General features: G+C 65.7%; 19 protein-coding genes. 13 read left to right on the forward strand and 6 right to left on the reverse strand.

Annotated elements, in window-relative coordinates:
- Positions 1–2: 2 nt before the first annotated feature.
- A complete protein-coding gene (locus tag L8H00_RS16540) occupies positions 3–404 on the reverse strand; it encodes a DUF2946 family protein (RefSeq protein ID WP_242098406.1) in 402 nt (133 codons plus the stop codon).
- Positions 405–902: 498 nt separating this feature from the next.
- On the opposite strand from L8H00_RS16540, the gene L8H00_RS16545 reads away from it, so the two are divergent.
- Both L8H00_RS16545 and L8H00_RS18900 read left to right on the forward strand, forming a co-directional pair.
- Positions 903–1,574 carry a hypothetical protein gene (locus L8H00_RS16545; RefSeq protein ID WP_242098407.1) on the forward strand — a complete coding sequence of 224 codons (672 nt, stop codon included), beginning with the start codon at positions 903–905 and terminating at the stop codon, positions 1,572–1,574.
- Positions 1,575–1,935: 361 nt separating this feature from the next.
- Complete coding sequence (locus L8H00_RS18900; protein WP_267382890.1) at positions 1,936–2,064, forward strand: hypothetical protein; 129 nt, start codon at positions 1,936–1,938, stop codon at positions 2,062–2,064.
- Here L8H00_RS18900 and L8H00_RS16550 read toward each other — a convergent pair.
- Genes L8H00_RS16550 through L8H00_RS16560 form a run of 3 tightly spaced genes read right to left on the reverse strand, consistent with a single transcriptional unit; the run spans position 2,055 to position 6,296 of the window.
- On the reverse strand, positions 2,055–3,524 hold the full coding sequence (locus tag L8H00_RS16550; protein WP_242098408.1) for an efflux transporter outer membrane subunit: 1,470 nt from the start codon (positions 3,522–3,524) through the stop codon (positions 2,055–2,057). The genes L8H00_RS18900 and L8H00_RS16550 overlap by 10 nt on opposite strands.
- A 4-nt stretch (positions 3,525–3,528) precedes the next feature.
- Positions 3,529–5,067, reverse strand: coding sequence for a DHA2 family efflux MFS transporter permease subunit (locus L8H00_RS16555; RefSeq protein WP_242098409.1), 1,539 nt, complete (start codon positions 5,065–5,067; stop codon positions 3,529–3,531).
- Between the two features lie 8 nt (positions 5,068–5,075).
- Positions 5,076–6,296 carry an HlyD family secretion protein gene (locus L8H00_RS16560; protein ID WP_242098410.1) on the reverse strand — a complete coding sequence of 407 codons (1,221 nt, stop codon included), beginning with the start codon at positions 6,294–6,296 and terminating at the stop codon, positions 5,076–5,078.
- Between the two features lie 197 nt (positions 6,297–6,493).
- Here L8H00_RS16560 and L8H00_RS16565 point away from each other — a divergent pair.
- The 8 genes from L8H00_RS16565 (at position 6,494) to L8H00_RS16600 (ending at position 18,203) form a co-directional block, all read left to right on the forward strand.
- A protein-coding gene (locus L8H00_RS16565; protein ID WP_242098411.1) for an IS3 family transposase occupies positions 6,494–7,623 on the forward strand; the annotation gives its coding sequence in 2 pieces (ribosomal slippage) (positions 6,494–6,778 and positions 6,781–7,623; 1,128 coding nt in all).
- 394 nt (positions 7,624–8,017) lie between these two features.
- Positions 8,018–8,401, forward strand: coding sequence for an HdeA/HdeB family chaperone (locus L8H00_RS16570; RefSeq protein ID WP_242098412.1), 384 nt, complete (start codon positions 8,018–8,020; stop codon positions 8,399–8,401).
- Between the two features lie 149 nt (positions 8,402–8,550).
- On the forward strand, positions 8,551–9,225 hold the full coding sequence (locus tag L8H00_RS16575; protein ID WP_242098413.1) for a response regulator transcription factor: 675 nt from the start codon (positions 8,551–8,553) through the stop codon (positions 9,223–9,225).
- Positions 9,215–10,606 carry a HAMP domain-containing sensor histidine kinase gene (locus L8H00_RS16580; protein ID WP_242098414.1) on the forward strand — a complete coding sequence of 464 codons (1,392 nt, stop codon included), beginning with the start codon at positions 9,215–9,217 and terminating at the stop codon, positions 10,604–10,606. The genes L8H00_RS16575 and L8H00_RS16580 overlap by 11 nt, the downstream gene beginning before the upstream one ends.
- 109 nt (positions 10,607–10,715) lie before the next feature.
- Positions 10,716–13,943 carry an efflux RND transporter permease subunit gene (locus tag L8H00_RS16585; RefSeq protein WP_242098415.1) on the forward strand — a complete coding sequence of 1,076 codons (3,228 nt, stop codon included), beginning with the start codon at positions 10,716–10,718 and terminating at the stop codon, positions 13,941–13,943.
- Positions 13,933–15,096, forward strand: coding sequence for an efflux RND transporter periplasmic adaptor subunit (locus L8H00_RS16590; RefSeq protein ID WP_242098416.1), 1,164 nt, complete (start codon positions 13,933–13,935; stop codon positions 15,094–15,096). Before L8H00_RS16585 ends, L8H00_RS16590 begins: the two co-directional genes overlap by 11 nt.
- On the forward strand, positions 15,089–16,546 hold the full coding sequence (locus L8H00_RS16595) for an efflux transporter outer membrane subunit (protein ID WP_242098417.1): 1,458 nt from the start codon (positions 15,089–15,091) through the stop codon (positions 16,544–16,546). The genes L8H00_RS16590 and L8H00_RS16595 overlap by 8 nt, the downstream gene beginning before the upstream one ends.
- A 376-nt stretch (positions 16,547–16,922) precedes the next feature.
- The gene (locus L8H00_RS16600) at positions 16,923–18,203 is read left to right on the forward strand and encodes a hypothetical protein (RefSeq protein ID WP_242098418.1); all 1,281 of its coding nucleotides are present in this window, start codon (positions 16,923–16,925) and stop codon (positions 18,201–18,203) included.
- 474 nt (positions 18,204–18,677) lie between these two features.
- On the opposite strand, the gene L8H00_RS16605 is transcribed toward L8H00_RS16600, so the two are convergent.
- The gene (locus L8H00_RS16605) at positions 18,678–18,932 is read right to left on the reverse strand and encodes a hypothetical protein (RefSeq protein ID WP_242098419.1); all 255 of its coding nucleotides are present in this window, start codon (positions 18,930–18,932) and stop codon (positions 18,678–18,680) included.
- 158 nt (positions 18,933–19,090) lie between these two features.
- On the opposite strand from L8H00_RS16605, the gene L8H00_RS16610 reads away from it, so the two are divergent.
- Entirely contained in the window at positions 19,091–19,903 is an 813-nt protein-coding gene (locus tag L8H00_RS16610; RefSeq protein ID WP_242098420.1) for a glycoside hydrolase family 16 protein, read from the forward strand.
- Positions 19,900–20,577: a DUF6445 family protein gene (locus tag L8H00_RS16615; protein WP_242098421.1), complete on the forward strand. Its 678-nt coding sequence runs from the start codon at positions 19,900–19,902 to the stop codon at positions 20,575–20,577. Before L8H00_RS16610 ends, L8H00_RS16615 begins: the two co-directional genes overlap by 4 nt.
- On the opposite strand, the gene L8H00_RS16620 is transcribed toward L8H00_RS16615, so the two are convergent.
- The gene (locus L8H00_RS16620; protein ID WP_242098432.1) at positions 20,574–22,766 is read right to left on the reverse strand and encodes a beta-glucosidase; all 2,193 of its coding nucleotides are present in this window, start codon (positions 22,764–22,766) and stop codon (positions 20,574–20,576) included. The genes L8H00_RS16615 and L8H00_RS16620 overlap by 4 nt on opposite strands.
- A gap of 291 nt (positions 22,767–23,057) precedes the next feature.
- Here L8H00_RS16620 and L8H00_RS16625 point away from each other — a divergent pair, with 291 nt between their 5' ends.
- Positions 23,058–26,123 carry a TonB-dependent receptor gene (locus tag L8H00_RS16625; RefSeq protein WP_242098422.1) on the forward strand — a complete coding sequence of 1,022 codons (3,066 nt, stop codon included), beginning with the start codon at positions 23,058–23,060 and terminating at the stop codon, positions 26,121–26,123.
- Positions 26,124–26,187 lie beyond the last annotated feature (64 nt).

The following is a 26,187-nucleotide window of genomic DNA, read 5'->3' on the forward strand; positions in this document are numbered from 1 at the left end:
GATCAAAGGAAAGCTGGAGGTCCCCTCAGCGGCGGCCGAAAGCGGCGGCAGCGAAGAGGGTCGGGCAGCAGAAAGCCGACGAACCCCAGCGCCATGACGAAGGCAATCAGGGCGTCGAGTTGGATCGGATCAATCGCACTCAGCGCAGCGGCTGACAGACTGGAGAAGGCGCAGGGCATCTCGGCCTTGCCATGGTCCTTCGATTTGCGGGGATCCGACCCGTCGCCGTGCATGGCCGGCATGTCCCTCATCGGGCCGGTGCCCGAGCACATGATGATGCCCATGCGGCCACCATCGCTATCGATCATGTAGCCGGTCGGAACGAGCAGCTTCAGGAGCAATGCCGCCGCGCAGATAACCAAGGCGATATGGCGTTGCGCAATGAGGTGCCGGACGGAATGCACGGCTCGCCAGATAGCCGCTGTAGCTGGAAATGTCACCCAGGCATGCCGGTCAGAGAGTGTTCAGTCGACCTGAACGAATGGCGAGAAATGGAAAGCAATTAGAAGGCCGTAAACGGCCGGAACTGGGTCGTCGCCGACGTGAACAGAAGGGCAGCTGAGCCATCAGGCTACCGTTAGGCATGCGTTCAGCGCTGGCCTGTAAGTCGTTGGAGCGAATTTGGGGATACCGCGCCCCCGCGGTCAATGCTGGAGGTGAGCTATGTTTCCGGTTTAAGGTTGCGCCGGAGAGGTCTGGCTTGGGGCCCCGCCGCTCAAATTCAATCCAGCTCGTTTACTTCGGATTGAAATATCGACGCCTACCACAGGGCTAGACCTGCGCCTGCAGGGTTCGGTCGGTACCGGCAGGGGGTAAACGGGATGGCAGCTTATCACGGGTCGCCAGCTCCAACCGTGCTGGAACAACAGGGTAGACTAGTTCGACGTTTTGGGAGGCATGGCTTGGCGCAAGCGAAAGGCTCGTCTTTTTATGGCGGGCTCGCGTGGTTCATCATCAGCATCGTGACGTTGAGCTATCTTGCCAGCCTGAGCGATCAGTGGCTGGAACTGGCGCAGACGAGATCAGGTTCTTCTGCGCTTTATTTTCGACCGGGCAGTCCTGATACGATCACGTTCTGGATACCAACGATCTTGGCTATGATCGTGCTCAACCTCAGAATGGAAGCGGTCACTAAGCTGGCGGTACTGATCCTGCTGTTCGCCGCAATGATTGGCTCATCAGCGATGGCGATGACCGGCTACGACGTGGTGACGGGTGATCGCGTGCTAATCCACTCACCGGTGCCTTGGCATCGCGATGTTCGTTTCTTCCTTGCTGATGCGCGGGTGACGGCAAAGGGATGTCACTACTGGCATACTAGAAGCGGCACGCACCGTCGCATTATCTTCCAGGTACAAGGTGGTCCGGGCGGTGAGCAGACGGTAGATTTGGGCGATGCCGTCGAGGGCAACCTCGGTAATTGGCTAGCTGTGATGCGAGGCTACGATGATGGATCACTGCCACTGGCAGCGGCGGCGGGCACCAACACGCCCCACGATCCTGACTGCTTGCGATTCTGGTCCACCGACCTTGATCAACAGCAGCAAGCGGAACTGTCCCGCCTGTTGAGCTAGGTGGCATGCCGTTGGCGGGTAGCGATGGGACTCTCGCATGCCGCGATAACGCGCGGGCAGTCAAAGGGAAGTTCGCTTCGTCATCCGCTATGAAACTCCAGGTGTTCAATCGGCAGTTCCGTCCCCTGTGATCGGCTTCAAGCCGATCCTGAACAAACGGCAGATGTTGGGGGTTCGGCAAGATAGTCTGAGTGGCTGAATCTGGGTCGACGCGGCGGTGAGCAGCGTCGGCAGATTTCGACGCGAGCGGGACGTTGGCATTCAGCGGGCAAAGGTAAGTATCGTTGGCTTGAACCCGCCTCAGGGTTGGGACACGATAGTCCATCGGGCAAGATCCGAGAGCGTTCTCGTGGAGCGTGGCATGGAAGAGCTTAACCAGGTGGCGGGCGAAGGCTTGTGTCGGGAGTCTAGTCTCTATCCCGCCGTGTTCGGGTCAATGCTCGCCGCAACGATCGCGCTCGTGCTCGCGCTCTGCCTGGGCTATCTCTGAGCGGCGACTGTAGAGGTTACGGCGCTGTCCGCGTTGCCGGTCCAGCCCCCCGCGGTCGCGACATACAGACGCGCGACGTTTAGGAACTGACGCGCACGCGACTCGACCAGGTTCGAGGTGGCCCGCTGGTAGAGCCGTTCCGAGTCGAGCGTCTGCAGGATGCCGGTGTTGCCGACTTGGAAACTCCGCCGCGACAGACCGAGCGAGCGGCTCGCGACGTGGACGGCCTCGCGCTGGTTGGCGACCGAACGCGCATCGCTGTCGAGCGACTGCAACAGGTCGGCGACCTGGCGGAAGGCATCGAGCACGGTCTGGCGGTATGTCGCGTCCGCTGCCCGCGCACGCTCGACGGCGGCTTGCTTCTCGGCCTTCAGCGTCCCGCCGTGGAAAATCGGCGCGGCCAGCCCGGCGAACAGATCGAAGCCGCGCGTCGCGCCCGAGAAGAGGTCGCCGATCCTCGGTGTGCCCTGCGTAATCGTCGCGCCGAGCGTGATGTCGGGATACAGGTTCGCGCTGGCGACACCGACCGCGGCGGTCGACGCATGGAGGTTCGCCTCCGCCTGCAGGATATCGGGCCGCTGATGGACCAGCGCGGACGGCAGCGTGACCGGGACGGAGCGCGGTAGCGTGAAGCCGTTCAGGTCGAACTCGGTCGCGCCGAGATCCGCCGGTGGGGTGCCGGTAAGCGTCGCGAGCAGGTGGCGCGCCTCGGCAAGCTGTTGCCCGAGCTGCGGAATGTCCGATCGATCGGCTTCGTACTGCGCCTGCGCGTTGAGCACCTCGACCAGCGTTCCTTCGCCCGCATCCTTGCGCTTCTGCGTCAGGTCGACGTTGCGGCGATCCTCGGCCAGCAGCTGGTTTGCGGTCTCGATACGCGTACGGATCGCGGCGATAAGGAGGACCTGATTGACCACCTGGCCCGCGATCGAGAGATGTGCGGCCTGCGTCTGGCGGAGTTGCGCGTCCGCTTCGGCACCGACCTGCTCGGTCTCGCGGCGGCGCCGGCCGAACAGGTCGAGCGGATACGAGATGCCGCCGCCAACCGAATAGAGATCAAATTCCGGATTGTTCCCGGGGAAGCCGAACGCCTGGAGATTGACCTGCTCGTGCTCGACGCGGGCGTTGGCATCGACCTGAGGCAGTTGTCGTCCGCGCGCGGCCGTCAATTCCTGCCGCGCCGCCGCTAGCGTCGCGTTGCTGGCTTCCAGCGAGGCGTTGTGTGCGATCGCCCGATCGACGAACGCATCGAGCTGGGACGATCCGAACGCGCGCCACCAGGCGAGTTGCGGTCCCTGTCCGGGCATAGCGGACGGGCCCTCGGTATCGCGCGGTGCAGGATCCGCGGGCGATACATAGCCGGTCTGGCCAGGGGCGGCGGGGCGCGTGAAATGCGGGCCGACGGTGCAGCCGGCAAGTGCGAGTGCGGCGCTCGCCACAAGGAATGGAGTGCGACACGTCATTGGCTCAGTCCATGTGCATGGTCGGCGCCGCAGCCCCTTTTCGAGGCGGGCGCATGAGGAAGATCAGCGGGGCGGTGATCAGCGTCACCACGAACAGCGCGTAGAAGGCATCGATATAGGACACCATGCTGGCCTGGCGGGTGATCTCGCCGTTGAGCCGGGCGAGGTCCGACAGCGAAGTGAAGTCGAAATCGGGCATGGCGGCGGTCATCGCCGGGTTGTCGGGTCGCACACCCTCGACGAGCCGTGCGTGCACCGTGTCGGTGTTGCGGATCGTCATGAACTGCAGCACCGAGATGCCGATCGCCGAGCCGATGTTGCGGATCAGCGTGAACATCGCCGCGCCTTCGTTGCGCAGACGGCTGTCGAGCGTGGCGAACGCGACCGTCGACAGCGGCACGAACACGAGGCCCGTGCCCAGCCCCTGGATGAACCCGGTACTGACGATCAGGCGCTCGTCCATGCCCAGCGAGAAGCCGCTCATCCGCCACGTCGAATAGGCGGCGATCATCAGCCCGGTGCCGATCAGCAGGCGCGGATCGACCCGCTTGATGAGTTGCCCGACGGTGATCATCGAGATCATCGTCCCGAGGCCGCGCGGCGCGGTGACGAGCCCGGTCAGGACGACGGGATACCCCATCAGCCCCTCCAGCATCGGCGGGAGCAGCGCGAGTACCGAAAAGATCAGCACGCCGAGAAAGAAGCCGAGGACCGAACTGGCGACGAAATTGCGGTCCGCAAACAGCGCGATGTCGATGAACGGCTTTTTCGCGGTGAGCGTCTGGACGATGAAAAGATAGAAGAAGAAGACCGCCAGGGCCGCCTCGATGATGATCTCGCGGCTGGAGAACCAGTCGAGCTGTTGCCCGCGATCGAGCATCACCTGGAACGAGGCGATCGCCAACGCCAGCATCGCAAAACCGAACAGGTCGAGCTTGATCTTCTCGATCGACTTTGTCTCGGACAAGAAGAAATACAGCCCTGCAAAGGCGAGCACGCCGATCGGCAGGTTGATGAAGAACACCCAGCGCCAGTCGTAATTGTCGGTCAGCCAGCCGCCGAGCGCAGGGCCGACGATCGGCCCGAGGATCGCGCCCATCCCCCAGATCGACATTGCCGAACCGTGATCCTCGGGCTTGTTGATGTCGAGCAGGATCGCCTGGCTCATCGGTACCAGCGCCGCGCCGAATACGCCCTGGAGCAGGCGGAAGCCGACCAGTTCGCCGAGGCTGGTGGCCACGCCGCACAGCCCGCTGGCGATCGTGAAACCGATGATCGAATAGAGCATCAACCGCTTGCGCCCGAACCGCCCCGCCATCCAGCCGGTCAGCGGCGTCACGATCGCGGCGGCGACGATATAGCTCGTCAGTACCCAGGTGATCTGGTCGGCGGAGGCCGAGACGCTGCCCTGCATGTGCGGGAGCGCGACGTTGGCGATTGTCGAATCGAGCGAGTTCATGACCGTAGCCGCCATCACCGACGCGGTGATGAACTTGCGCGTCGTCGGGTCGGGAAGGCCCGTATCGGCTACGGTGTTTGCCACGACATTCGTCACCGGACAGCGTTGCCCGGCGGGGCGGAGGGCTGTGCGGGGGGCGGTGCCGAGGGCGGCGTATCGGCGCCGAACAGGTGACGGACATGCCCGGTATCGACATCGACCTCGACGCTGAGCCCGGCATGGAGCGGCACGTCGGTCGGAATGCGGTCCAATGTCAGCTCGACCGGCAGCCGCTGGACGACCTTCACCCAGTTACCCGTCGCATTCTCCGCGGGCAGCACCGAAAAACTGTTGCCCGTACCGGGGCTGAAGCTCGTCACGCGCGCGGTCAGATGCTGGTCTGGAAACGCGTCGATCTTCACGGTCGCCGGCTGGCCGAGCCGCATGTACCGCAGCTGATCCTCCTTGAAGTTCGCCTCGACCCAGATGCGCGTGCCGGCCAGGCTGAATACGGGGCGGGCGACAGTGACGTAGTCGCCGACCTGAAGCTGATCCACCTTGGCGACGATCCCGTCCTGTGCGGCACGGATGACCGTGTAGCCCAGGTTGAGCCGTGCGCGGTCGAGCGCCGCCTGCGCACGCTGCACGCCAGGCTGTCGGCCGAGCGGCGCATTGACGTCGCCGGACAGCTGCGCCTGCACGCTCGCATTCTGTTGCTGCGTCGTCTGGATCGCCTGGCGCGCGGTCTGCGCGGCGAGCTGTGCCTGGTCATATTGCGCCTGACTGGAGATGCCCTCGCCGACGAGCTGCTTCTGTCGCGCCGCCTCGCGTTCGGCAAAGAGGACGCGAGTACGCGCCGTCGCCAGCTCGGAGGCGCCTTGCGCATAATTGGCACGCAGCGATCCCACTGCGGTGACCGCCGCCGCCAGCTGCGCCTGCGCCTCGGCGACCTCCGCCTTGAACGGGGCGGGATCGAGTTGGAACAGCAGGTCACCTTTGCGCACATGCTGGTTGTTGCGCACCGCGACCGCGACCACGCGGCCCGGCACGTTGGGGCTAACCGACACCAGCCCCGACTGGAGATAGGCGTTGTCCGTCGTTTCGTAGCGACCCCCGTGCAGGTAAAATGCAAGCGCGCCGACGATCAGGATGATCGGCGCGATCAACAGCAGCGGCTTGCGCCACCGCCGCCGCGCAGGTTCGGTGGAAACCGCGGGCCCCGTCTCGGGCGCGGTATCCTCCGATACGGTCTCGCCCGGAACGAACTCGTCGCCCATGAGGCCGTGGCCCTCGGCATTACGGTCAATCTCAATGCGGGAAGCGTCGTCCGCCATCGGCTGCCTCGTCTCAAAGCACCGTATCGACAGCTACCTGGTTCATCGGCACGGCATACATATTACGTATGGTAGCCTGACCTAATTAATGCTGATGGGCGTAATGTAAATGAGAGGTGGCTCGGGAAAACTGAACAGCGTGGATAAGTGGATTGTCGATCTGACAGCGGCCATGCTGGCCGCGAGCAGGAGGCAAGATGAGCAAGCGACCCCGCCGGAACCACAGCCCGGCGTTCAAGGCGAAGGTGGCCCTGGCCGCCGTGAAGGGCGAGAAGACGCTGGCCGAGCTGGCGCAGCAGTATGACGTGCATCCGAACCTCATCAACCAGTGGCGGGCGCGGCTGCTGGAGGGCGCCGCGGACGTGTTCGGCGCGGAACCCGCCCCGGCCGAGCCGGCGATCGACGTAACGGTGCTGCACGCCAAGATCGGCGAGCTGACGCTGGCGAACGATTTTTTGGCTGGTGCGCTCGGGAAGGCCGGTCTGTTGCCGAGCGCAAAGCGATGATCGACCGTGACCATGCGATGCTGCTGGCCCGTCAGGCGCAGCAGCTCGGGATCAGCCGCGGCAGCATCTACTACCTACCTCGGCCCGTGGCGGACGCCGACCTGGCGATCATGCGGCGGATCGACGAGCTGCACCTGCTGTACCCGTTCGCCGGCAGCCGGATGCTGCGCGATCTGCTCCGGCAGGAGGGCGTGAGCGTCGGCCGGCTGCATGTCGCGATGCTGATGAAGCGGATGCGGATCAAGGCGATCTATCGCCGGCCGAACACGTCGAAGCCGGCACCTGGGCACAAGATCTACCCGTACCTGCTGCGCAACCTCGCGGTGACGAAGCCCAACCAGGTCTGGGCGACAGACATCACCTATATCCCTATGGCCCGCGGCTTCGTCTACCTCGTCGCCATCGTCGACTGGTTCACCCGGCGCGTGCTGGCGTGGCGAATGTCCATCTCGCTCAATGCCGGGTTCTGCATCGAGGCGCTGGAGGAAGCGCTGGCACGCTGGGGCAAGCCGACGATCTTCAACAGCGATCAAGGCTCGCAATTTACGAGCACCGCGTTCACCGCCGTCCTCCTGCGCGAGAAGATCGCCATCAGCATGGATGGCAAAGGGTGCTGGCGTGACAACGTGTTCGTGGAGCGCTTCTGGCGCTCGGTGAAATACGAGGAGGTCTACCTCAACGCCTACGCCTCGGTCCTCGAAGCCCGCGCTGGCATCGGCCGCTACATCGCTTTCTATAATGCCGTCCGGCCGCACTCCGCGCTTGGCGGCCGCATGCCTGACCAGATATACTTCCACCAACCGCTTCTCGCAGCGGCATGATCAACCAGCGGCAATCCACTTATCCGAGCCGCGAGCCTGTTCAGACGAACCGAGCCACTTCTATGGGACGCTTAAATTGTTGGGAACTCACGCAAACTCGATGATCGGCATGTCGTTATGGGCGTCAGTCACCTAGCCGGTTACCTCGCTGACCAGACATGCTCGCGTGTGATGTAGGGACGGGAACCCGGTCGATCTCGCACGTTAACGAATGTCGGAAGTCGGGGAGGCGAAACAGCCTCCTGGATGGCGGCTTATGGGTCATCTGGTGATAGTGCATCGCCGTAGAAGAATGATTTAATGCAGCGCCAGATTAAATGAATTTCACTGGCCTTCTCGAAGGAAAATACGACGACTCCTATCGTTCTACCGCAGTAACAAGAGGAGAAGTCGCGTGAACAAGGTAGCCGTATCGTTAATCGTCGGTGGTGCTCTGGCGATTGCGGGAGCGGGAGTGGCCGATGCCCAGATGAAGACGAGGACCGTCGAGTCGACGACGGTCACCAGGCCGAGCGGTACTATGAGCAAGGTCGAGCTGCTCAAGACCGGCAAGCGTCTGGATACGGTGAGCTGCCGCGACTACAACATGCTTGAGGAGACCTATCGTCCGCAGGCGATCGTGTACGGCGCCAACTACGGACCGCGCGGTCATGCCCACCCGACCGTCGCCGTCGACGGGGTCGAGCGAATCGTGCCGGTGGTGACCGCAAGCTGCCGCGCGCGTCCCGGCGACCACTTCACGGCGGCCGTGAACCGGGCGATGCTCCCGGCGCGATAGGGCGGAACGCCGGCCGCGTCGCGCTCGACGAAGGTGGCTTGCGGCGAGCGTGGCGCACAGGGAGGAGTGCGGCATCACGGCGCGTTCCTCCCTGTGCCGTTGCGCGCTACGGCGTTTCCCAGGCGCGTTCCCGACTACGAAAGGCGAACATGGCGGCGGTGATGGTGGTGGAAGACGACCCGGCGACCGCGGCGGCGATCGCGGCCGAGCTCGTCGGCCGAGGCCATGACGTGACGTGCGCGGCGACGGGCGGGGAGGCGATCGAGCGGGCGCTTGAGCGGCCGTTCGACGTCATTACGCTGGACCGCATGCTCCCGGACACGGACGGGCTCGCGGTGGTTGAGCGGCTGCGCCGGGCGGGCGTCGGTGCACCGGTGCTGATGCTGAGCGCGCTCAGCGACGTGGACCAGCGCATCGCCGGCCTGCGCGCGGGCGGCGACGACTATCTGACCAAGCCCTTCGTTCCCGACGAACTCGCCGTCCGCATCGAGGTGCTGCTGCGCCGGACGCGGCCTGAGCGGGAGACGGTGCTGCGGGCGGGCGGGATCGAGATGGACCTGATCCGCCGCGAGGTGCGGGTCGACGGCGCGCTCGTGCGCCTGCTCCAGATGGAGTTCCGGCTGCTGGAGTTCCTGATCCGTCACGCGGGTCATACCGTCAGCCGTCGCACGCTGTTCGAGCAGGTGTGGCACTACCATTTCGACCCCGGCGCCAATCTCATCAACGTCCACGTCGCCCGGCTGCGCCGCAAGCTCGACATGCAGGGCAGGACGTCGCCGATCGCGACGGTGAAGGGCGAGGGGTATCGGTTCGATGCCGGCTGAACGGCTGCGCTGGCGCGATGTGCGGTGCACCACGCCGTTCCGCCTGACGCTCCTGCTCGGCGGGCTGTTCCTCGCCGCGCTCTGGGCGACGCTCGCCTTCAGCTATCTGCTGACCGCCCGCGAGCTGACGGCGCGCAGCGACCGCATCCTGTTCGCCAGGGCCGCCAGCCTGCTCGCAGAGCCTCCGGCTCGGCTCCCCGCCCGCATCCGCGCCGAGATCGCCAACGGCACGCCGGGATTCAGCTGGTTCGCCCTGATCGGCGGCGACGGCGAGCTGGTTGTGGGCAACATCCACCTGTCGGGGCGGGTGCGACCGGGCAACGCGTTCAGCATCCCCGGGCAGGCCGGCGGACACGCGCCGGTGCGCGTGCTGACGGAGCGGACGGCGGCGGGCGAGACGATCGTGCTCGGCCGCGACATGTCGCAGATCCGGGACCTGAGGCGCCACCTGCTGCTGATCCTGCTCGGCAGCGGGATCGCCGGCAGCGTACTGGTGCTGATCGCCGCCGTCGCGCTCAGCCTGGCGCCGTTGCGCCGCGTGCAAGCACTCGCCAGGGCGAGCGGCCGGATCGCAGCGGGGGACCTGGCGCAGCGGATGCCGATCACCGGCCGGCACGACGAACTCGACCAGTTCGCCGGTACGGTCAATCTGATGGTGGACGAGGTGTCGCATGTCGTCGCGCAGGTGAAGATCGCGACAGACGCGATCGCGCACGATCTACGCACGCCGCTCTCCCGCACGCGCGCCACGCTCTACCGCCTCCGGCAGCGCGAGTCGCTCCCTACAGCCGAGGCCGGGATAGTCGTCGATGCGCTCGCCGACCTGGACACCGTGATCGAGCGGTTCGGCGCGCTGCTGCGGATATCGGAGCTGGAGGCGGCGGGGCGGCGATCAGGCCTGCGCCAGCTCGCGCTCCCGCCGCTGCTGGACGAACTGGTCTATCTGTACCAGCCGCTGGCGGAGGATCGGGGCGTCGCGCTCGTCCTGGAGGCCGGCGCGGTCCCACCGGTCTATGCGGACGGCGACCTGCTGTTCGAGGCGGTCGGCAACCTGCTCGACAACGCGATCAAGTTCGCCCGCTCGACCGTCCTGCTGCGCGCGCGACAGGATGCGTCGGGTCCGGTGCTGGAGGTGGTGGACGACGGCCCCGGCATCCCGGCGGCCGAACGCGTCGCGGTGCTCCGCCGCTTCCACCGCACCGCGACCGCCGCCGCGGTCGAGGGCACGGGCCTGGGCTTGGCGGTGGTGAGCGCGATACTGCGGCTGCACGGCTTCGCGCTGGAGCTCGACGATGCGGGCGTGGGGGAGGAGGCCGGCGCCGGCCCGGGCCTGCTCGCGCGCGTGCGGCTCGCGCCCGGCGGCGGGGTGAACTTCATTTAATTCGCCTCGCCTGTCTGCGGAGCGCAGACGGGCGGCAGGCGGCGCCGCCGCGCGAGGGTCGCGCGATGCGGTGGCCGGATCGACACCCCTTCCGCCGGACCTCGCGCCCATGCTCCAGCTCGTCAGGATCGCGCTCGCCCGGCCGCTCACCTTCGTGGTGCTGGCAATCCTGATCGTGCTGGGCGGCGGCATCGCCGCGGTCACGACGCCGACCGACATCTTCCCCGACATCCGCATGCCGGTGATCGCGGCGGTGTGGACCTATCGCGGCCTGCCGCCCGAGGACATGGCCGGGCGCGTCGTCTATTACTACGAGCGGCAGCTCTCCACGACGGTCAACGACATCGACCATATCGAGAGCCAGAGCTTGGCGGGCATCGGCATCGTCAAGATCTTCTTCCGCCCCGGCGTCGACATCCGCACCGCGACCGCGCAGGTGACGAGCGTCAGCCAGACGGTGCTGAAGCAGATGCCGCCCGGCATCACGCCGCCGCTGATCCTCAACTATAACGCTTCTACCGTGCCGATCCTGCAGCTCGCGCTGTCGTCGCCCAGCCTGTCCGAGCAGAAAATCTTCGACCTCGGCCAGAACGCGATCCGGCCCGCGCTCGCGTCCGTCGGCGGCGCGGCCGTGCCCTCGCCCTATGGCGGCAAGGAACGGCAGATCCAGATCGACCTCGATCCCGCCGCGCTCGAAGCTCGGCACCTGTCTGCCGCGGATGTCGGCACCGCGCTCGCAGCGCAGAACCAGATCGTACCTGCCGGCACGACCAAGATCGGCGAGTACGAGTACAACGTCCGCCTCAACAACTCTCCGGCGGTGGTGGATCAGCTTAACAACCTGCCGATCCGAACGGTGGACGGTGCCACCGTCCTAATTCGAGATGTGGCGCACGTCCGCGACGGCTCGCCGCCGCAGCGTAACGTCGTGCGCGTTGACGGACGGCGCGCGGTGCTGATGACAATCCTCAAGAGCGGTGCGGCCTCCACCATCGCGATCGTCGACGGGGTGAAGGCGATCCTGCCCCGGCTCGCCCAGACGCTGCCGCCCGACCTCAAGGTCCAGCCGCTCGCAGACCAGTCGCTGTTCGTGAAGGCGGCGGTGTCGGGCGTGGTGCGCGAGGGCGCGATCGCCGCCGCGCTGACCAGCCTGATGATCCTGCTTTTTCTTGGGTCGTGGCGCTCCACCGTCATCATCGCCGCCTCGATCCCGCTGGCGGTACTGGCCGCCGTCGCCGGGCTCGCCGTGGCGGGGCAGACGCTCAACATCATGACACTGGGCGGGCTCGCGCTCGCGGTCGGCATCCTAGTCGACGACGCGACCGTCACGATCGAGAACATCAACTGGCACCTCGAACAGGGCAAGTCGGTGCAGGACGCGATCATGGACGGTGCGCGCCAGATCGTGCAGCCGGCCTTCGTCAGCCTGCTGTGCATCTGCATCGCCTTCCTGCCGATGTTCTTCCTGCCCGGCATCGCGGGCTTCCTGTTCGCGCCGATGGCGGAGGCGGTGGCGTTCGCGATGATCGCGAGCTTTGTCTTGTCGCGCACGCTGGTGCCGACGATGGGCAACTTCCTGCTGCGCACCCACGCGGGCCCGCACACCGCCGAGCATCTTGCGAGCCACGACGCGGCCGCGGGCATGCCGGGGACGCGCAACCCGCTGCGTCGCTTCCAGCACGGGTTCGAGCGCCGGTTCGAGGCGACGCGAAGGTATTATGTCGCGCTGCTGGAGTTCGCGCTCGCAAGGCGCCGTGTGTTCGTGCCGAGTTTCCTCGCGATCGTGCTCGTATCGTTCGCGTTGGTGCCGATGCTGGGCCGCAACTTTTTCCCGACAGTGGACGCGGGCGAGATCAACCTTCACGTCCGCGCGCCCGTCGGCACCCGGATCGAGGAGACGGCGGCGCTGTTCGACCGGATAGAGGATCGCATCCGCAACGTGATCCCGGCCGACCAGCTCGTCTCGATCGTCGACAACATCGGCCTACCGGTCAGCGGCATCAATAGGGCCTATTCTAACACCGGCGGGGTCGGCCCGCAGGACGGCGACATCCTCGTCACGCTCGCTAAGGACCATCGGCCGACGGCGGGCTACGTCCGCTCGCTGCGCCGCGCATTGCCGGACGCGTTTCCGGGCTCGACCTTCTCGTTCCTGCCGGCGGACATCATCAGTCAGATCCTCAACTTCGGCGCGCCAGCCCCGATCGACGTCCAGGTCACGGGGCCGAACAGCAAGGCAGGCGAGGCCTATGCCCACCTGCTCGCCGCGCGCATGGCCGGCATTGCCGGCATTGCGGACGTGCGCGTGCAGCAGGCGAACGACTATCCCGAGCTCGGCTTCGACGTCGACCGCGCGCAGGCCGACCGGCTGGGCATTACGGAGAACGACGTGACGCGCAGCCTGTCGGTCAATCTCGCCGGCAGCTCTCAGGTCTCGCCCGCCTTCTGGCTCAATCCGAAGAACGGCGTCTCCTACCCCATCGTCGTTCAGACGCCGCAATATCGCACCGACACGATGGGCGCCCTGCGCAACCTGCCCATCACGGGCAGCCGCCCCGGCCAGTCGCAGCTGCTGGGCGCGCTGGGTACGCTGCACCGCGAGCCCAGCGCCGCGGTGGTGTCGCACTACGCCGTGCAACCGGTGTTCGACGTGTATGCGACGACACAGGGCCGCGACCTGGGTGCCGTCGCGGCGGTGATCGACAAGGTCATCAAGGACACGGCGGGGCAGGCGCCCAAGGGAGCGACCGTCAATCTGCGCGGGCAGGTGCAGACGATGAACGCCGCCTTTTCCGGCCTGATCTTCGGCCTGCTGGGCGCGATCGTACTAATCTACCTGCTGGTGGTCGTCAACTTCCAGTCTTGGGTCGATCCGGCGGTGATCATCTCCGCGCTGCCCGCCGCGCTCGCAGGCATCGTCTGGATGCTGTTCGCGACCGGCACGCCGCTGTCGGTACCCGCGTTGACGGGGGCCATCATGTGCATGGGCGTGGCGACCGCCAATTCGGTGCTGGTCGTCAGCTTCGCGCGCGAGCGGCTGGCGGAGACCGGCGACGCCTTGCGCGCCGCGGTGGAAGCGGGCGAGACGCGCTTCCGCCCGGTGCTGATGACCGCGCTCGCCATGATCATCGGCATGGCACCGATGGCGCTCGGCCTCGGCGAAGGTGGCGAGCAGAACGCGCCGCTCGGTCGTGCCGTCATCGGCGGGCTCGTCTGCGCGACGCTCGCGACGCTCGTCTTCGTGCCCGTCGTGTTCAGCCTCGCGCACCGCCGCGCGAAGACCACACCGGCCGTATCGCCGGATTACCAGAACCGTGAGCTCGTCCATGCAGAGTGACACCCTTTCCGCCCGACCGGCAGAGGCGCCCACGCCCCGCGGCCTGAAGGCCGCCGGCGGCATCGCCGCGCTGGTCGCCGTCGGCATCGTCGCAGCGGGCGTGCTCAGCCGATCGCACGAGGCCGGCGAGGCACAGCACTGGTCTGACGCTCGCTCGATTCCCGTCGTGCACCTCGTGCCCGTGACGACGGCCGCGGGGACGGGCGCCTTGTCGCTACCCGGCACGCTGGCGGCCTGGAATGCAGCCCGGCTCTACGCGCGGGTGAGCGGCTATGTCGCCTCGTGGGGCAAAGACATTGGCGCCGTCGTGCCCGCGGGCACCGCGCTCGCGCGGATCGACACGCCCGAGCTCGACCAGCAGATCGGCCAGGCGCGCGCCGACCTGCTGAGCGCGCAGGCGCATGCCCAGCTTGCCCGCAGCACCGCGGCGCGCTGGAACGACCTCCTGTCCACCCATTCGGTCTCTCAGCAGGAGGCGGACGAGAAGAACGGCGAGCTCGCGGTCCGTAACGCGGCAGTGACGGGCGCTCGCGCGAACCTCGGCCGGTTGCTCGCGCTCAAGGCGTTCGCGACCGTGCGCAGCCCATTCGCCGGCGTCGTGACCGCGCGCAACGCCGAGATCGGCGACCTTGTCGGGCCGGGCAGCAGCGCGCAGCCGCTCTATCAGATCGCCGATCTGTCGCGCATCCGCGTGTACGTGAACGTGCCGCAGAACAACTCGGCCGCGATCCGCAGCGGGATGATCGCGACCTTGACCGTGCCCGACTATCCGGGCCGTACCTTCCAGGCGCGGGTGCTCGGATCGTCGGGGGCGATCAGCAACCAGAGCGGTGCGTTTCAGGTCCAGCTGCTCACCGACAATCCGGGCGAGGTGCTGAAACCGGGCGGCTACGCTCAGGTGAGCTTCGACGTACCGGGCGGTACGGGCGTCCAGATCCCGTCCAGCGCGCTCGTGTTCCGCGCGGCGGGCACGCAGGTCGCAACGGTGGGCCCGGACGGACGCGTGCGGCTGCGGCCCATCCTGCTGGGGCGCGACCTGGGCCAGACGGTCGAGGTGGCGAGCGGGCTGTCCGCATCCGATCGCGTTGTCGACAACCCGCCCGATTCGATTGCCGAGGGCGAACTCGTCCGTGTGCAGCGCCGGCATGCGTAAGACTGTCGCCCTGGCCGCGGTCGCAATGCTCGCCGGCTGCTCGCTGGCGCCGCCTTACCGGCCGCCCGTCACACCATCGCCGGTCGCCTTCAAGGAAGCGGGACCGTGGACTCCGGCGGCTCCCGGACTCCCCGCGGACGGTACGTGGTGGACGCTTTTCCACGATCCCGTATTGAACGGACTGGAGGCGCAGGTCGCCTCCGGCAATCCGACAATCCAGGGCGCGCTGGGTCGGTATGAACAGGCGCAGGCCTATCTGGGCGAGGTCCGTTCCGGCCTGCTGCCGACGATCGGCGTGCGTGCCGACATCACGCAGAACCGCCAATCCGATCACCGCCCGCTGCGCAGTGCCAGCCAGCCGACCTATTACGCCGCCGACACGCTCGGCGGAAGCGTCGCCTGGGACCTCGACCTGTGGGGCGGGCTACGTAACCGCGTGGCTGCCGGCCGGGCGGAGGTGGCGGCGAGCGGCGATGACCTGGCGGCGATCCGTCTCGCGCTGGAGGCGCAGCTAGCGCTCCAATACGTCGAGCTGCGCGGCCTCGACGCGCAGGCGCGGCTGCTCGCGTCCACCGTGGAGGCGTACCGGCAGGCGGACGATCTAGCGCAACGCCGTTTCAAGGGCGGTATCGCGTCGGAGATCGATATCGCGCGTTCGGGCGCGCTGCTGGCGGACGCACGGGCGCAGCTCGGCGACGTGGCGGCGGCACGCGCGCTGGTGGAGCACGCGATCGCCAGCTTGGTCGGCCGGCCCGCGTCGTCGTTCACCCTCGCCGCCGCACAGACGCAGCCCGCCCTGCCGGACGTCCCTGCTGGCATACCCTCCACCTTGCTCCAGCGCCGCCCCGACGTGGCGGCGGCGGAGCGACGTATGTTCGCCGCCAACGCGGGCATCGGGGTCGGGCGCGCGGCCTTCTATCCCTCGCTGACGCTGGGCGGCGGCGGCGGCGTGCAGAACACCGCGCTTGCCGGGCTCGTCTCTGCACCTAACACCTTCTGGAGCATCGGACCGAGCCTCGTCCTGTCGATCTTCGATGGTGGACGCCGACGTGCGCAGCTGGCGGTCGCGCGTGCCGCATGGACACAGGCGACGGCCGACTACCGCGGCCGCGTCCTTCAGGCCTTTCAAGACGTGGAGGACGGCCTTGCACAGCTTCACCATTTCGCTGACGAAGCCCAGGCCCAAGACATGGCGACACGCGATGCGGCCGAGGCGGAGCGCCAGGCACTGATCCGCTATGACAAGGGCGTGGTCACCTATCTTGACGTGTCCACCGCGCAGGAGACTGCGCTCGGCTCGCGCGAGCGGGCGCTGAGCCTGCGGACGCGGCGGCTGGAGGCGAGCGTACGCCTGATAGAGGCGCTGGGCGGCGGCTGGCAGGCAACGCCGGCCGCCATGCAAGGGAGCGCAGCCGCACCTTTCACCTCGGGGAGGCGCAAGGGATTTTAGATCGTCGCGCCGAGCGGTACCACACCTGTCCTAATGCCGTTCGTCCGAACACGATTTGGTGCTACTCTCCTATAGTCGGTCTGGCGACAAGCTCAGTCTGTCCGCCGCCTACCCCGTAGCTGTCATGCAAACTGTCTAAGCGGTCGGCCGAGGGCCCGAGAGCGGGTGATATTCTCACCTGAACGAGTGACCGGATTCGGGAAGCGCGAACGGCGTCATGAACGACGGGAATTGGGTCATGATGGTCGATGATCTAAGCGTCAGCCCACGGAGGATAGGGGGATGTACCGGCGCCACACGAGCGATGGCTGGTGGGGTTACTTGCGCCGGTTGTTAGAAGCAGCCAGACGACGGCTTTGGGGGTGGAGACGCCGTGATGATCAGATATATTTTGGCGCTCTTGGCTGCCGTGCCAGGTTTCGCGGCGGCACAGGAGGCGCCTTCATCAAGCTCTATTTTCCGCACTCGGCTCCTACAGGCTGAGAGCTCGTTTCAGCTGGGCTCGCCCGGTTTCCAGGGCTCAGGTGCCGCTGTCCTGGCTGAAGCGGTGGACAAAGCTCAATATGTTTTGGTCGGAGAAGCGCACTTTTCACAGGAAATACCGCATCTCACCGTCGCGCTATGCCACCAGATGGCAACCAAGGGGCTGCGCGCCATGGCGGTGGAAACGGGCCCTGAGGCCGTTCGTATTCTCAACCGAGACCTTCGCCGCTCAGATCGGCAGGCGCGCCTCGCCTCATTCATGCAAAGCCACCCCGACGCGATGGCGTTCCAGAACAACAGCGCGGAAAGCGCGATGTCCTCCGAATGCGCAAGCGAAGCCGGCACAGCATTTGAGCTTTGGGGATTGGACCAGGAATTCTTCGGCGCCAGCGGGTTCATGTTGGAGGAAATGGCTGCCGCCGCACGAGGCCCAGCGGCGAAGCAGGCGATCGCACGATTGAGCAAGCTTGATCAACGCGCGGAAGCTGAGGCGGTGAGCTCCGGGTCACCGAGTAAGCTCCTGATCTACACCATCGGCGATGCCGAGATGAACACGGCACGAGCGGCGATTGCCCGGGATGGGGGGCGCCGCGCACTGCAACTATTTGACGCAATGGCCGAGACACGTGCGATTTTTCTGGCATCGAGCAGCGGTGTCGGCGACCCGAACGGACGGCGAGCACGGCTGATCAAGCGTACGTTGAGCAATTATCTTCGAACTGTGCCGGACGACAGCCGCGTGCTCCTTAAATTTGGTGATGTGCATGTTGCAAAGGGTGTGAACAGCTTGAGGCAGCGCGACCTTGGCAACTTTGTCGCTGAATATGCCGAGGGAAGAGGCTCTTCATCGCTCCATGTTCTGGCAATGGGTCAGGAAGGCAGCTTGGGCGGGTACAACGGGTTCGGCCGGCAGGTTAAGGTCGAACCCTACACTCCGAGAAGCGACGGAGATTATCCCTGGCTCGCCGATGCGCTAGCGGTTCGCCCAAAGCAGATTGCTTCATCTGACTGGCTTTTGATCGATTTGCGAAAGCTCCGAAGTATTTCTACTCAGGAAACGCCAACGGCTTGGCGACAACTCGTACTACGCTATGATCTCGTCGCCATCGCCCCAAAACTGACTCCTGCCTTCCTGATAGGCGCCGATGTAGCGGCAAGACCTGTTAGTCGTTGACCAACGCTCGCGCGTTAATTCGTGACCTAACATGGCAGCCAAGCCGTACTGACCCAGCGAGTGCCAGGTTGCTGGCATCGTTGAGGTCGATCGATCCGGATCCGCCGCGATAATCAACCCTGCGACATTCCAGCACATTGCGGATTTCAAGCCCATCGATTCAGGTGCCAGAAGTGGTCATAATCCAGAGATGAACGAGCGTCCGGAGTCGGGGAGCGGTAAAGCGGACGCGAATGGCCGCATGTGGGTCTGCCCGGCCGTCGAGCTACCAGTCGGCTGTCAACCCAAAACTGGTCGCTCACTCTAATTGCTGCGAACGTCCGGTGCGGACGGAAGCTGCCAATTGCTTCGGCAAAGGTGGACGATCGGCAATGCGCTCCGTCTTGCCATGAAGCCACGCCGCAGATTTGCCCCAGAACGTACGCGAACCTATTCCATAGATACAACGCGACCGGCCGATCATTTTTAGGGAATTTATGAGCCATCCCGGTCAACCAAAATCAGCCCCAGCTTGGTATCGAGACCGAGGTCCATCCTACATCGAGAAGCAGTTTTCAGCTGAGCTCGGGGACTTGGCGGGGCGTTTCCGGCGATCCGATCGATCATGACCGGCAGCAGAAGCGTCAGCAGCGGCAGATAGCCGATCGTTCCTCCCGCATTCGCAAGCGAATAGGCCAGCAGGAAGGCAGTGGAGCGCCGGTCGGTGGAAGGGCGGGACGCGGTAATCAAGGTCCATCTGTGCGCCCAACCGCTGCCGCCCGCAATCGGTCGCGGCGGCGAAGAGGGGTCATGGCTCGGCGACGCGGCACGAACCAGGCCCATCAAAGGCCTCGGCAGGTGCGGCGTCCCTCTGTACAAGCCATGTCGATTCAGCATCGGAGACGCGCATGATCGGTATCGCCACCATGCTGGCACAAGCCGCGACGCTTGCCGCCAGCAACTATGCCGCTGATGTGCCGATGCGTGCGCCAACCACGCGGCCGGCATGGGCGGACGATTTCGGCACGTCGATCGACTCCGCACGATGGCGCTTCGACACCGGACGCAACCGTGACGGCTGGTTCAATCACGAACGGCAATATTATGCAGCCGATCGGCCCGAGAATGCGCGTGTCGAACATGGTGCGCTGGCGATCGAGGCGCGCCGCGAGACGTTGCCGACGCGCGCGGACTGGGGCGGGCAGGGTTATACCTCGGCCAAGCTCGTCAGCCGCGCGGCCTTGGGTTACGGCTTCTACGAAATTCGCGCGAAACTGCCCTGTGCCCGCGGCACATGGCCCGCGATCTGGCTGTTGCCCGATACCGGCACCTGGCCCGACATGGGCGAGATCGACCTGATGGAGATGGTCGGCTGGCAGCCGCAGGTGGTGCATGCGACGCTGCACACGGTGGCGTTCAACCACCGTCTGCGCACGCAGCGCGGCGCGGAAGCGCGCGTGGCGGGCGCCTGCACCGGATATCACCGCTACCAGCTCGACTGGCAGCCGCACGCCATCACGATCGGCGTGGACGGCCATGGCTATATGCGCGTGGCGGACGACCAGCCCGGAGGACATGCCGCCTGGCCGTTCACCGTGCCCTATCACCTGATCCTCAACGTCGCCATCGGCGGCGACTGGGGCGGCGCCAAGGGGATCGGCGATGCCGCGCTGCCGCAGCGGATGCGGGTGGATTATGTCCGCTACTGGCGCGCGGGGTGACCAGGCCTTCGATCACGGTGCACCATGTGGGTGCCGAGGCGCAGCCACTCGTCGTCATCGACGGTTTCGCGGCCGATCCCGATGCGCTGCGCCACGTGGCGATAGGCCGGACGTTCGGTCCCGCCGCGCATCATTATCCGGGCATTCGCGCGGCACTCCCCGACACCTATCTGCCCGCGCAACGGGCGGTGCTCGCGGACGTGCTCGGCCCGGTGTTCGGGCGGACCGGCCGAATCGAGACGATCGACGCGAGTTTTTCGATCGTGACGACGCCGCCCGCCGATCTGGGCATCCCGCAGCGCCTGCCGCATTGCGACGCGTTCGGAGCCGATCGGATCGCGCTCGTCCATTATCTGGCGCCCGAGGGTGGCGACGGCACCGCCTTCTTCCGACACCGCTCCACCGGATTCGAAACGGTGGACGAGAGCCGCGCACCGATCTTCTTCGGCCAGCTGGAGGCCGAGCTGCGCCTTGGCGGCGTGCCGCCTGCCGCCTATGTCGCCGGCGATACGCCGCTGTTCGAGCGGACGATGACCGTTGAAGCACGCTATAACCGGGCATTGATCTACCCGAGCTATCTGCTCCACAGCGGGGCGATCGCGCCGGGCGCAACGCTGTCGGCCGATCCCGCGCGCGGTCGGTTGACGGTTACCGCCTTCCTGTCGGTTGGCTAGGGCTTCATCGTCGCCGCCTTGACCGTCGCGCTGGACACCAGCGTCCGATCGTTCGCATCGCGCGCCAGTGCCACACGGTAGCGACCGCCGGTGATCCGCCAGCCGGGCAGCTTCGGATCGTAGTCGGCGAGGATGCGCGGTTCGGCGACGAGCGTGACGCGGCGCGATTCGCCGGGTTTCAGCATCACGCGGGTAAACGCGGCAAGCCGCATCGGCACGTTCGATCCGTCACGCGTCACATACATCTGCGGCACGTCGGCACCCGCCATCCGGCCAGTGTTGACCAGCTCGAAGCTGACGCTGAGCGTCGCCCCGCCGGTGACCACCGGGTTGCGGTAGACGAAATCGGTGTAGCTCAGGCCATGGCCGAACGGGAACAGCGGCTTTGCGCCCGTCTTCTCGTACCAGCGATAGCCGACATTAGCGCCCTCGACATAGTCGACCGGAAAGCTTGCGAGTTGATGGTCGCTTGCATGCGCCGGATCGGCGGCGGCTTGCGCGTCGGCCGCGGTCATCGCGTTCAACCCGACGGGGGCCGGGCGGGGCGCCTGCGCGGCGGCAGCGGGGAAGGTGATCGGCAGCCGGCCCGACGGGTTCACGCGCCCGGTGAGGATGTTGGCGATCGCGGTGCCGCCGCGCTGCCCCGGATACCAGGCCTGTACCACGGCGGGCACCGCGGACAGCCACGGCATCAGCACCGGCCCACCCGTTTCCATCACCGCCACCGTCTTCGGCTGTGCGGCCGCCACCGCCGCAATCAGCTCGTCCTGATGATCGGGGAGAGACAGATCGGGCACGTCCTGCGCCTCCGTCGTCCACTGCGTGGCGAACACGATCGCCACGTCGGCGGCTTTGGCAGCAGCAGCGGCGGCGGCCACGTCGCGCCCGTCGATCCACGTGACCCGTGCCTGGGGCATGGCGGCGCGGATCGCCAGCAGCGGCGAGGACGCATGCCACGTGATTCGCGCGAAGGACGCCGCGGCGCCGCTCGTCAGCGGGATCTCGACGGGCGCCCCGCCGACCGATCGAACCTGGCTCGATCCGCCACCCGACAGAACGCCGACATCCGCCCGGCCGCCGATCAGCACGACGCGCTTGGCGGTTCGCGCCAGCGGCAGCATACCGCCATCGTTCTTCAGCAGCACGATGCCGGCCTCGGCGGCGCGCTCCGCCACATCGGCGTGCGCGGCATAGGGGATCGGCTGCGCGACGCTCGCGGGCGCGTCATAGGCGCCGGTTTCGATCAAGCCGGTCAGATAGCGTGTCACCATGTCATCGAGCCGCGCCATCCGCACGCGACCGCCGACGATATCGGCCTTCAGGGCATCGGCGAAGTAGACCGCACGATCGAGTTCCTGCCCCGATTCCTGGTCGAGCCCGGCATTCGCAGCCTTGGCGGTGGAATGGACCGCACCCCAGTCGCTCATCACCCAGCCGCGATAACCCCAATCGCGCTTCAGGATGTCGGTCAACAGATGAGCGTTCTCGCACGCCCAATCGCCGTTCACCTTGTTGTAGGCGCACATCACCGAACCGGGCCGGCCTGTCTCGATCGCGATCTGGAACGCCAGCAGGTCGCTCTCCCGCAGCGCCGCTTCGCCGATCCGCGCGTCCACCACGGTGCGGCCGGTCTCCTGCGAGTTGAGCGCGAAATGCTTGATCGTGGATACGATGTGGTTCGACTGGACACCCGAGATATGGGCTCCCGCCATCGTGCCCGCGAGCAGCGGATCCTCGCCGAGATATTCGAAATTGCGCCCGTTCCACGGATCGCGCGTCAGGTTGACGCCACCTGCCAGCAACACGTCGAACCGCTTGGCGCGCGCCTCCGCGCCGATCATCGCGCCGCCCGCACGTGCGATCGCGGGATCGAACGTGGACGCGGTGGCAAGGCCGGAGGGAAGCGCGGTCGCCACGTCGCCCTTGCGCTGCTCGACCTGATTGGCGACGCCGAGCGAGGCATCGCTTTCGCGGATCAGCGGCACGCCGAGCCGCGGGATGCCGTCGATATGCCCGGCCGACGGGATCAGTTCGTTGACGGTCTTGCCCTTCGCCATCGGCGGGAAGAGGCCGTGGACGAGTGCGATCTTCTCGTCGATGGTCATCCGGGCGACGATCGCCGCGGCACGTGCGCGTGCGTCGCTATTGTCGGGTGCATCCGCGCTCGAAGAGGGCGGGGCCGCCGACATTGCCCCGGTAGCACACAGGAGCGAAGCACCGAGCAGCCAGCCGTGAATTGTCGTCGCCATTGCCGATCCTCCCTGGGCGCCCGCGCTTTTGTCGGGCTTGATCGCAGACCGCATCGCGGCCGACCTCGCGCAAACAGCACATCCCGATAACGTTCACAACCGTGACATCACACGACGTTGCCGACTTGACATTTTTCACCGACCCGAACAAGTGAACGTTCTCAAACAAGGCGGCGCTGGATACATCGCGTCGCTACAGGGAGGATGATGATGGGGGGCTTCAGCAGCCGCATGGCTACGCGTCTGGCATTGGGTGCGTCCGCGTTCGTGATCGCGGCATACCCGGCACTTGCGTCGGCGCAGGATACGTCATCGACCATGGGCAATCCGGTTCCGTCGAGGATCCAGGATCAACCGGCCACGAACGACGCGACGACGACGCAGAGCACCGCGGTGGCCGATGGCACCGATGCGAGCGGCGGCAACGACATCGTCGTCACCGGCATCCGCGCCAGCCTTCGCAACTCGATCAACCTGAAGCGCGACGCGCAGGGGATCGTGGATGCCATCTCGGCGGAAGACATCGGCAAGTTCCCCGATACCAACCTTGCCGAGTCGCTGCAGCGCATCACCGGCGTGTCGATCGATCGTTCGAACGGCGAAGGGCAGTTCGTCACCGTGCGCGGCTTCGGTCCCGAATATAACCTGGTCACGCTCAACGGCCGTCAGCTCGCCACCTCGGTCATCGGCGACGGCAACAGCGCGCCGGTCTCGCGGTCGTTCGACTTCGCCAATCTGGCATCCGAGGGCGTGGCGGCGCTCGAAGTCTACAAATCGGGCCGGGCGAGCGTGCCGTCGGGCGGCATCGGCTCGACCATCAACATCCGCACCCCGCGTCCGTTCGACAAGGACGGCCTGCGCGGCTCGTTGTCGGCCCGCGGCGTGGTCGACACCTCGCAGAATGGCGGCAAGGACGTGACGCCCGAAGTCTCGGGCATCATTTCCGACACATTCGCTGACGATCGGATCGGCGTCCTCGTCCTCGGATCGTTCCAGGAGCGTCATTTCAGCGCGAACCAGGCGAATATCGGTTTTCGCGACGGCTATCTGGGTTCGGAAAACAACTGGGGTTCGCTTGCGCAGCCCGGCGATCCGCGCGCCGCGAACATCACCAACCGGCCGGGCGCGAACGACGTCTATCAGGTGCCGCAGAATGGCGGCTACGACGTGGTCGACGGCAAGCGCCAGCGCATCAACGGGCAGGCGGTGCTGCAGTTCAAGCCGACCGATTCGCTGACGGCGACGATCGACTATACCTATTCGCGCAACACCGTGGACATCCGCGACAACAGCGTCGGCATCTGGTACAATCACAACGACACGTCGAGTGCATGGACCAACGGTCCCGTCGCCGGACCGCTGTTCTACACCGAGCGTTTTCAGGCGAACGAGACCAAGGACCTCGCCTATTCCGCCTCGCAGACCTCGGCGCGCAGCGAGAACAAGGCACTTGGCGGCAATCTGACGTGGAAGGCGCCAGGTGGCGTCACCATGGTGCTCGACGTCGATCACTCGACCGCGGAGTCGAAGCCCAACAGCCCCTATGGCAACAGCAATTCGGTCGGCACGGCGGTGTTCGGCATCCAGAACCAGACGATCGACTTCACGCACCAGTTGCCGGTGCTCTCGTACAGCATGTACCCCGGCATCGATCCGCTCAATGCCGCGAACATCGTTCCGACGGGCAACGCGTTCCGCAATTCCTATTTTCGCGACGAGATCAACCAGGTCCAGCTGAAGGGTCATTACGACCATGACGGCGGCTTTCTCCAAAGCCTGGATTGGGGCGTGCAATATACCGACAACAAGGTGCGCTCGGCATACAGCGTGCTGCAGAACGACACATGGGGTGGTGCCGGCGGCAGCTCCGACGCGCAGCGTGCCGCGGCAGCGGCGCTGCTGCCCGACAGTCTGTTCAGTCTCGTCAGCATTCCGGACAAGTTCTCGGGGATCAGCGGCGCGGACAGTGCCAACATCATCAAGTCGTTCTACACGTTCGACCTTCCGAGCGTCGTCAAGCTGCTGGATCAGGCCTATCAGACCTGTGGTGGCAACGGTCAGTGCCTGATCCCGTACACCACCGACTCCCGCGTCCGCGAAAAGACGATTGCGCCGTATTTCCAGTTCAACGGCAAGTTCGACATCTTCTCGCTGCCGGGTCATATCATCGGCGGCGTGCGTTACGAAACCACCAACGTCACGGCTTCGGCGCTGGTGCCCACCCCGACCGGCGGCCAGCAGAATTCGCAGAACGAGTTCAACGTGCTGTTCGCCGGTACTGGCTTCACGACGTTCCGGGGCAGCTACCAGAATTGGCTGCCATCGGTCGATTTCGACATCGAACCGATCGACAGCGTGAAACTGCGCGCCTCGTACAGCCACACCATCACGCGCGCGGATTATGGCAGCCTTCAGGGCGGTCAACGGCTCGATACGCTGTTCCGCGTGGGCGGCGGCACGGGCTCGGTCGGCAACCCCAACCTGATCCCGTTCAAGTCGAAGAACATCGATCTGTCGGCGGAATGGTATTACGGCAACGAGAGCTACATCTCGGTCGGCTATTTCCACAAGGACGTGCAGAACTTCATCAGTTCGACGCAGATCAACACGACGATACCGGGCGTGACCTCGCCGACGACCACCTTCAACGGCGTGACCCAGAACGGACCGCGCTATCAGGCGGCGCTCAACGCTCTCGGCGCCAATGCCACCTTCCAGGCCATCCAGGCCTATTACGCCGCCAATTTCCCGGCCTATGTCGGCAAGAACGGCGTGCTGCTTGCCGGCCCTGGCGATCCGTCGGTGAACTTCGTCATCACGACGCCGTTCAACAGCGCCAACACGGCGTCGGTGGACGGGTTCGAATTCGCGATCCAGCATAATTTCTGGCACACGGGTTTCGGCACGATTCTCAACTACACGATCGTCAACGGCAACCGGAACTACGACAACCGTCTGCCCGCCAGCGTCTCGCCCGCGCAATTCGCGATCACGGGCCTTTCGGACAGCGCCAACGCCGTTCTGTTCTATGACAAGAACGGCTTTCAGGCGCGCGCGGCGTACAACTGGCGCAAGGGATATCTCTCGGCGTCGGGCGTGAACCCCTTCTATATCAATACCTATGGACAGCTGGACGTCAGTGCGAGCTACGCGATCACGAAGAGCATTTCGGTATTCTTCGAAGGTATCAACGTGAACAGCGAGGATCGCAGCGGTCATCTGCGATCGGACAACAACATCGCGTTCGTGACGAAGCAGGATCCGCGTTATTCGGCGGGTGCCCGCATCGCGTTCTAACAAACCGGAATAGGGCCATCCTCGCGACCGAGGGTGGCCTTTTTTCTGTCCAGGCGGCAGAAGC

The organism is Sphingomonas sp. CROZ-RG-20F-R02-07, assembly GCF_022662335.1.
GTDB lineage: Bacteria > Pseudomonadota > Alphaproteobacteria > Sphingomonadales > Sphingomonadaceae > Sphingomonas.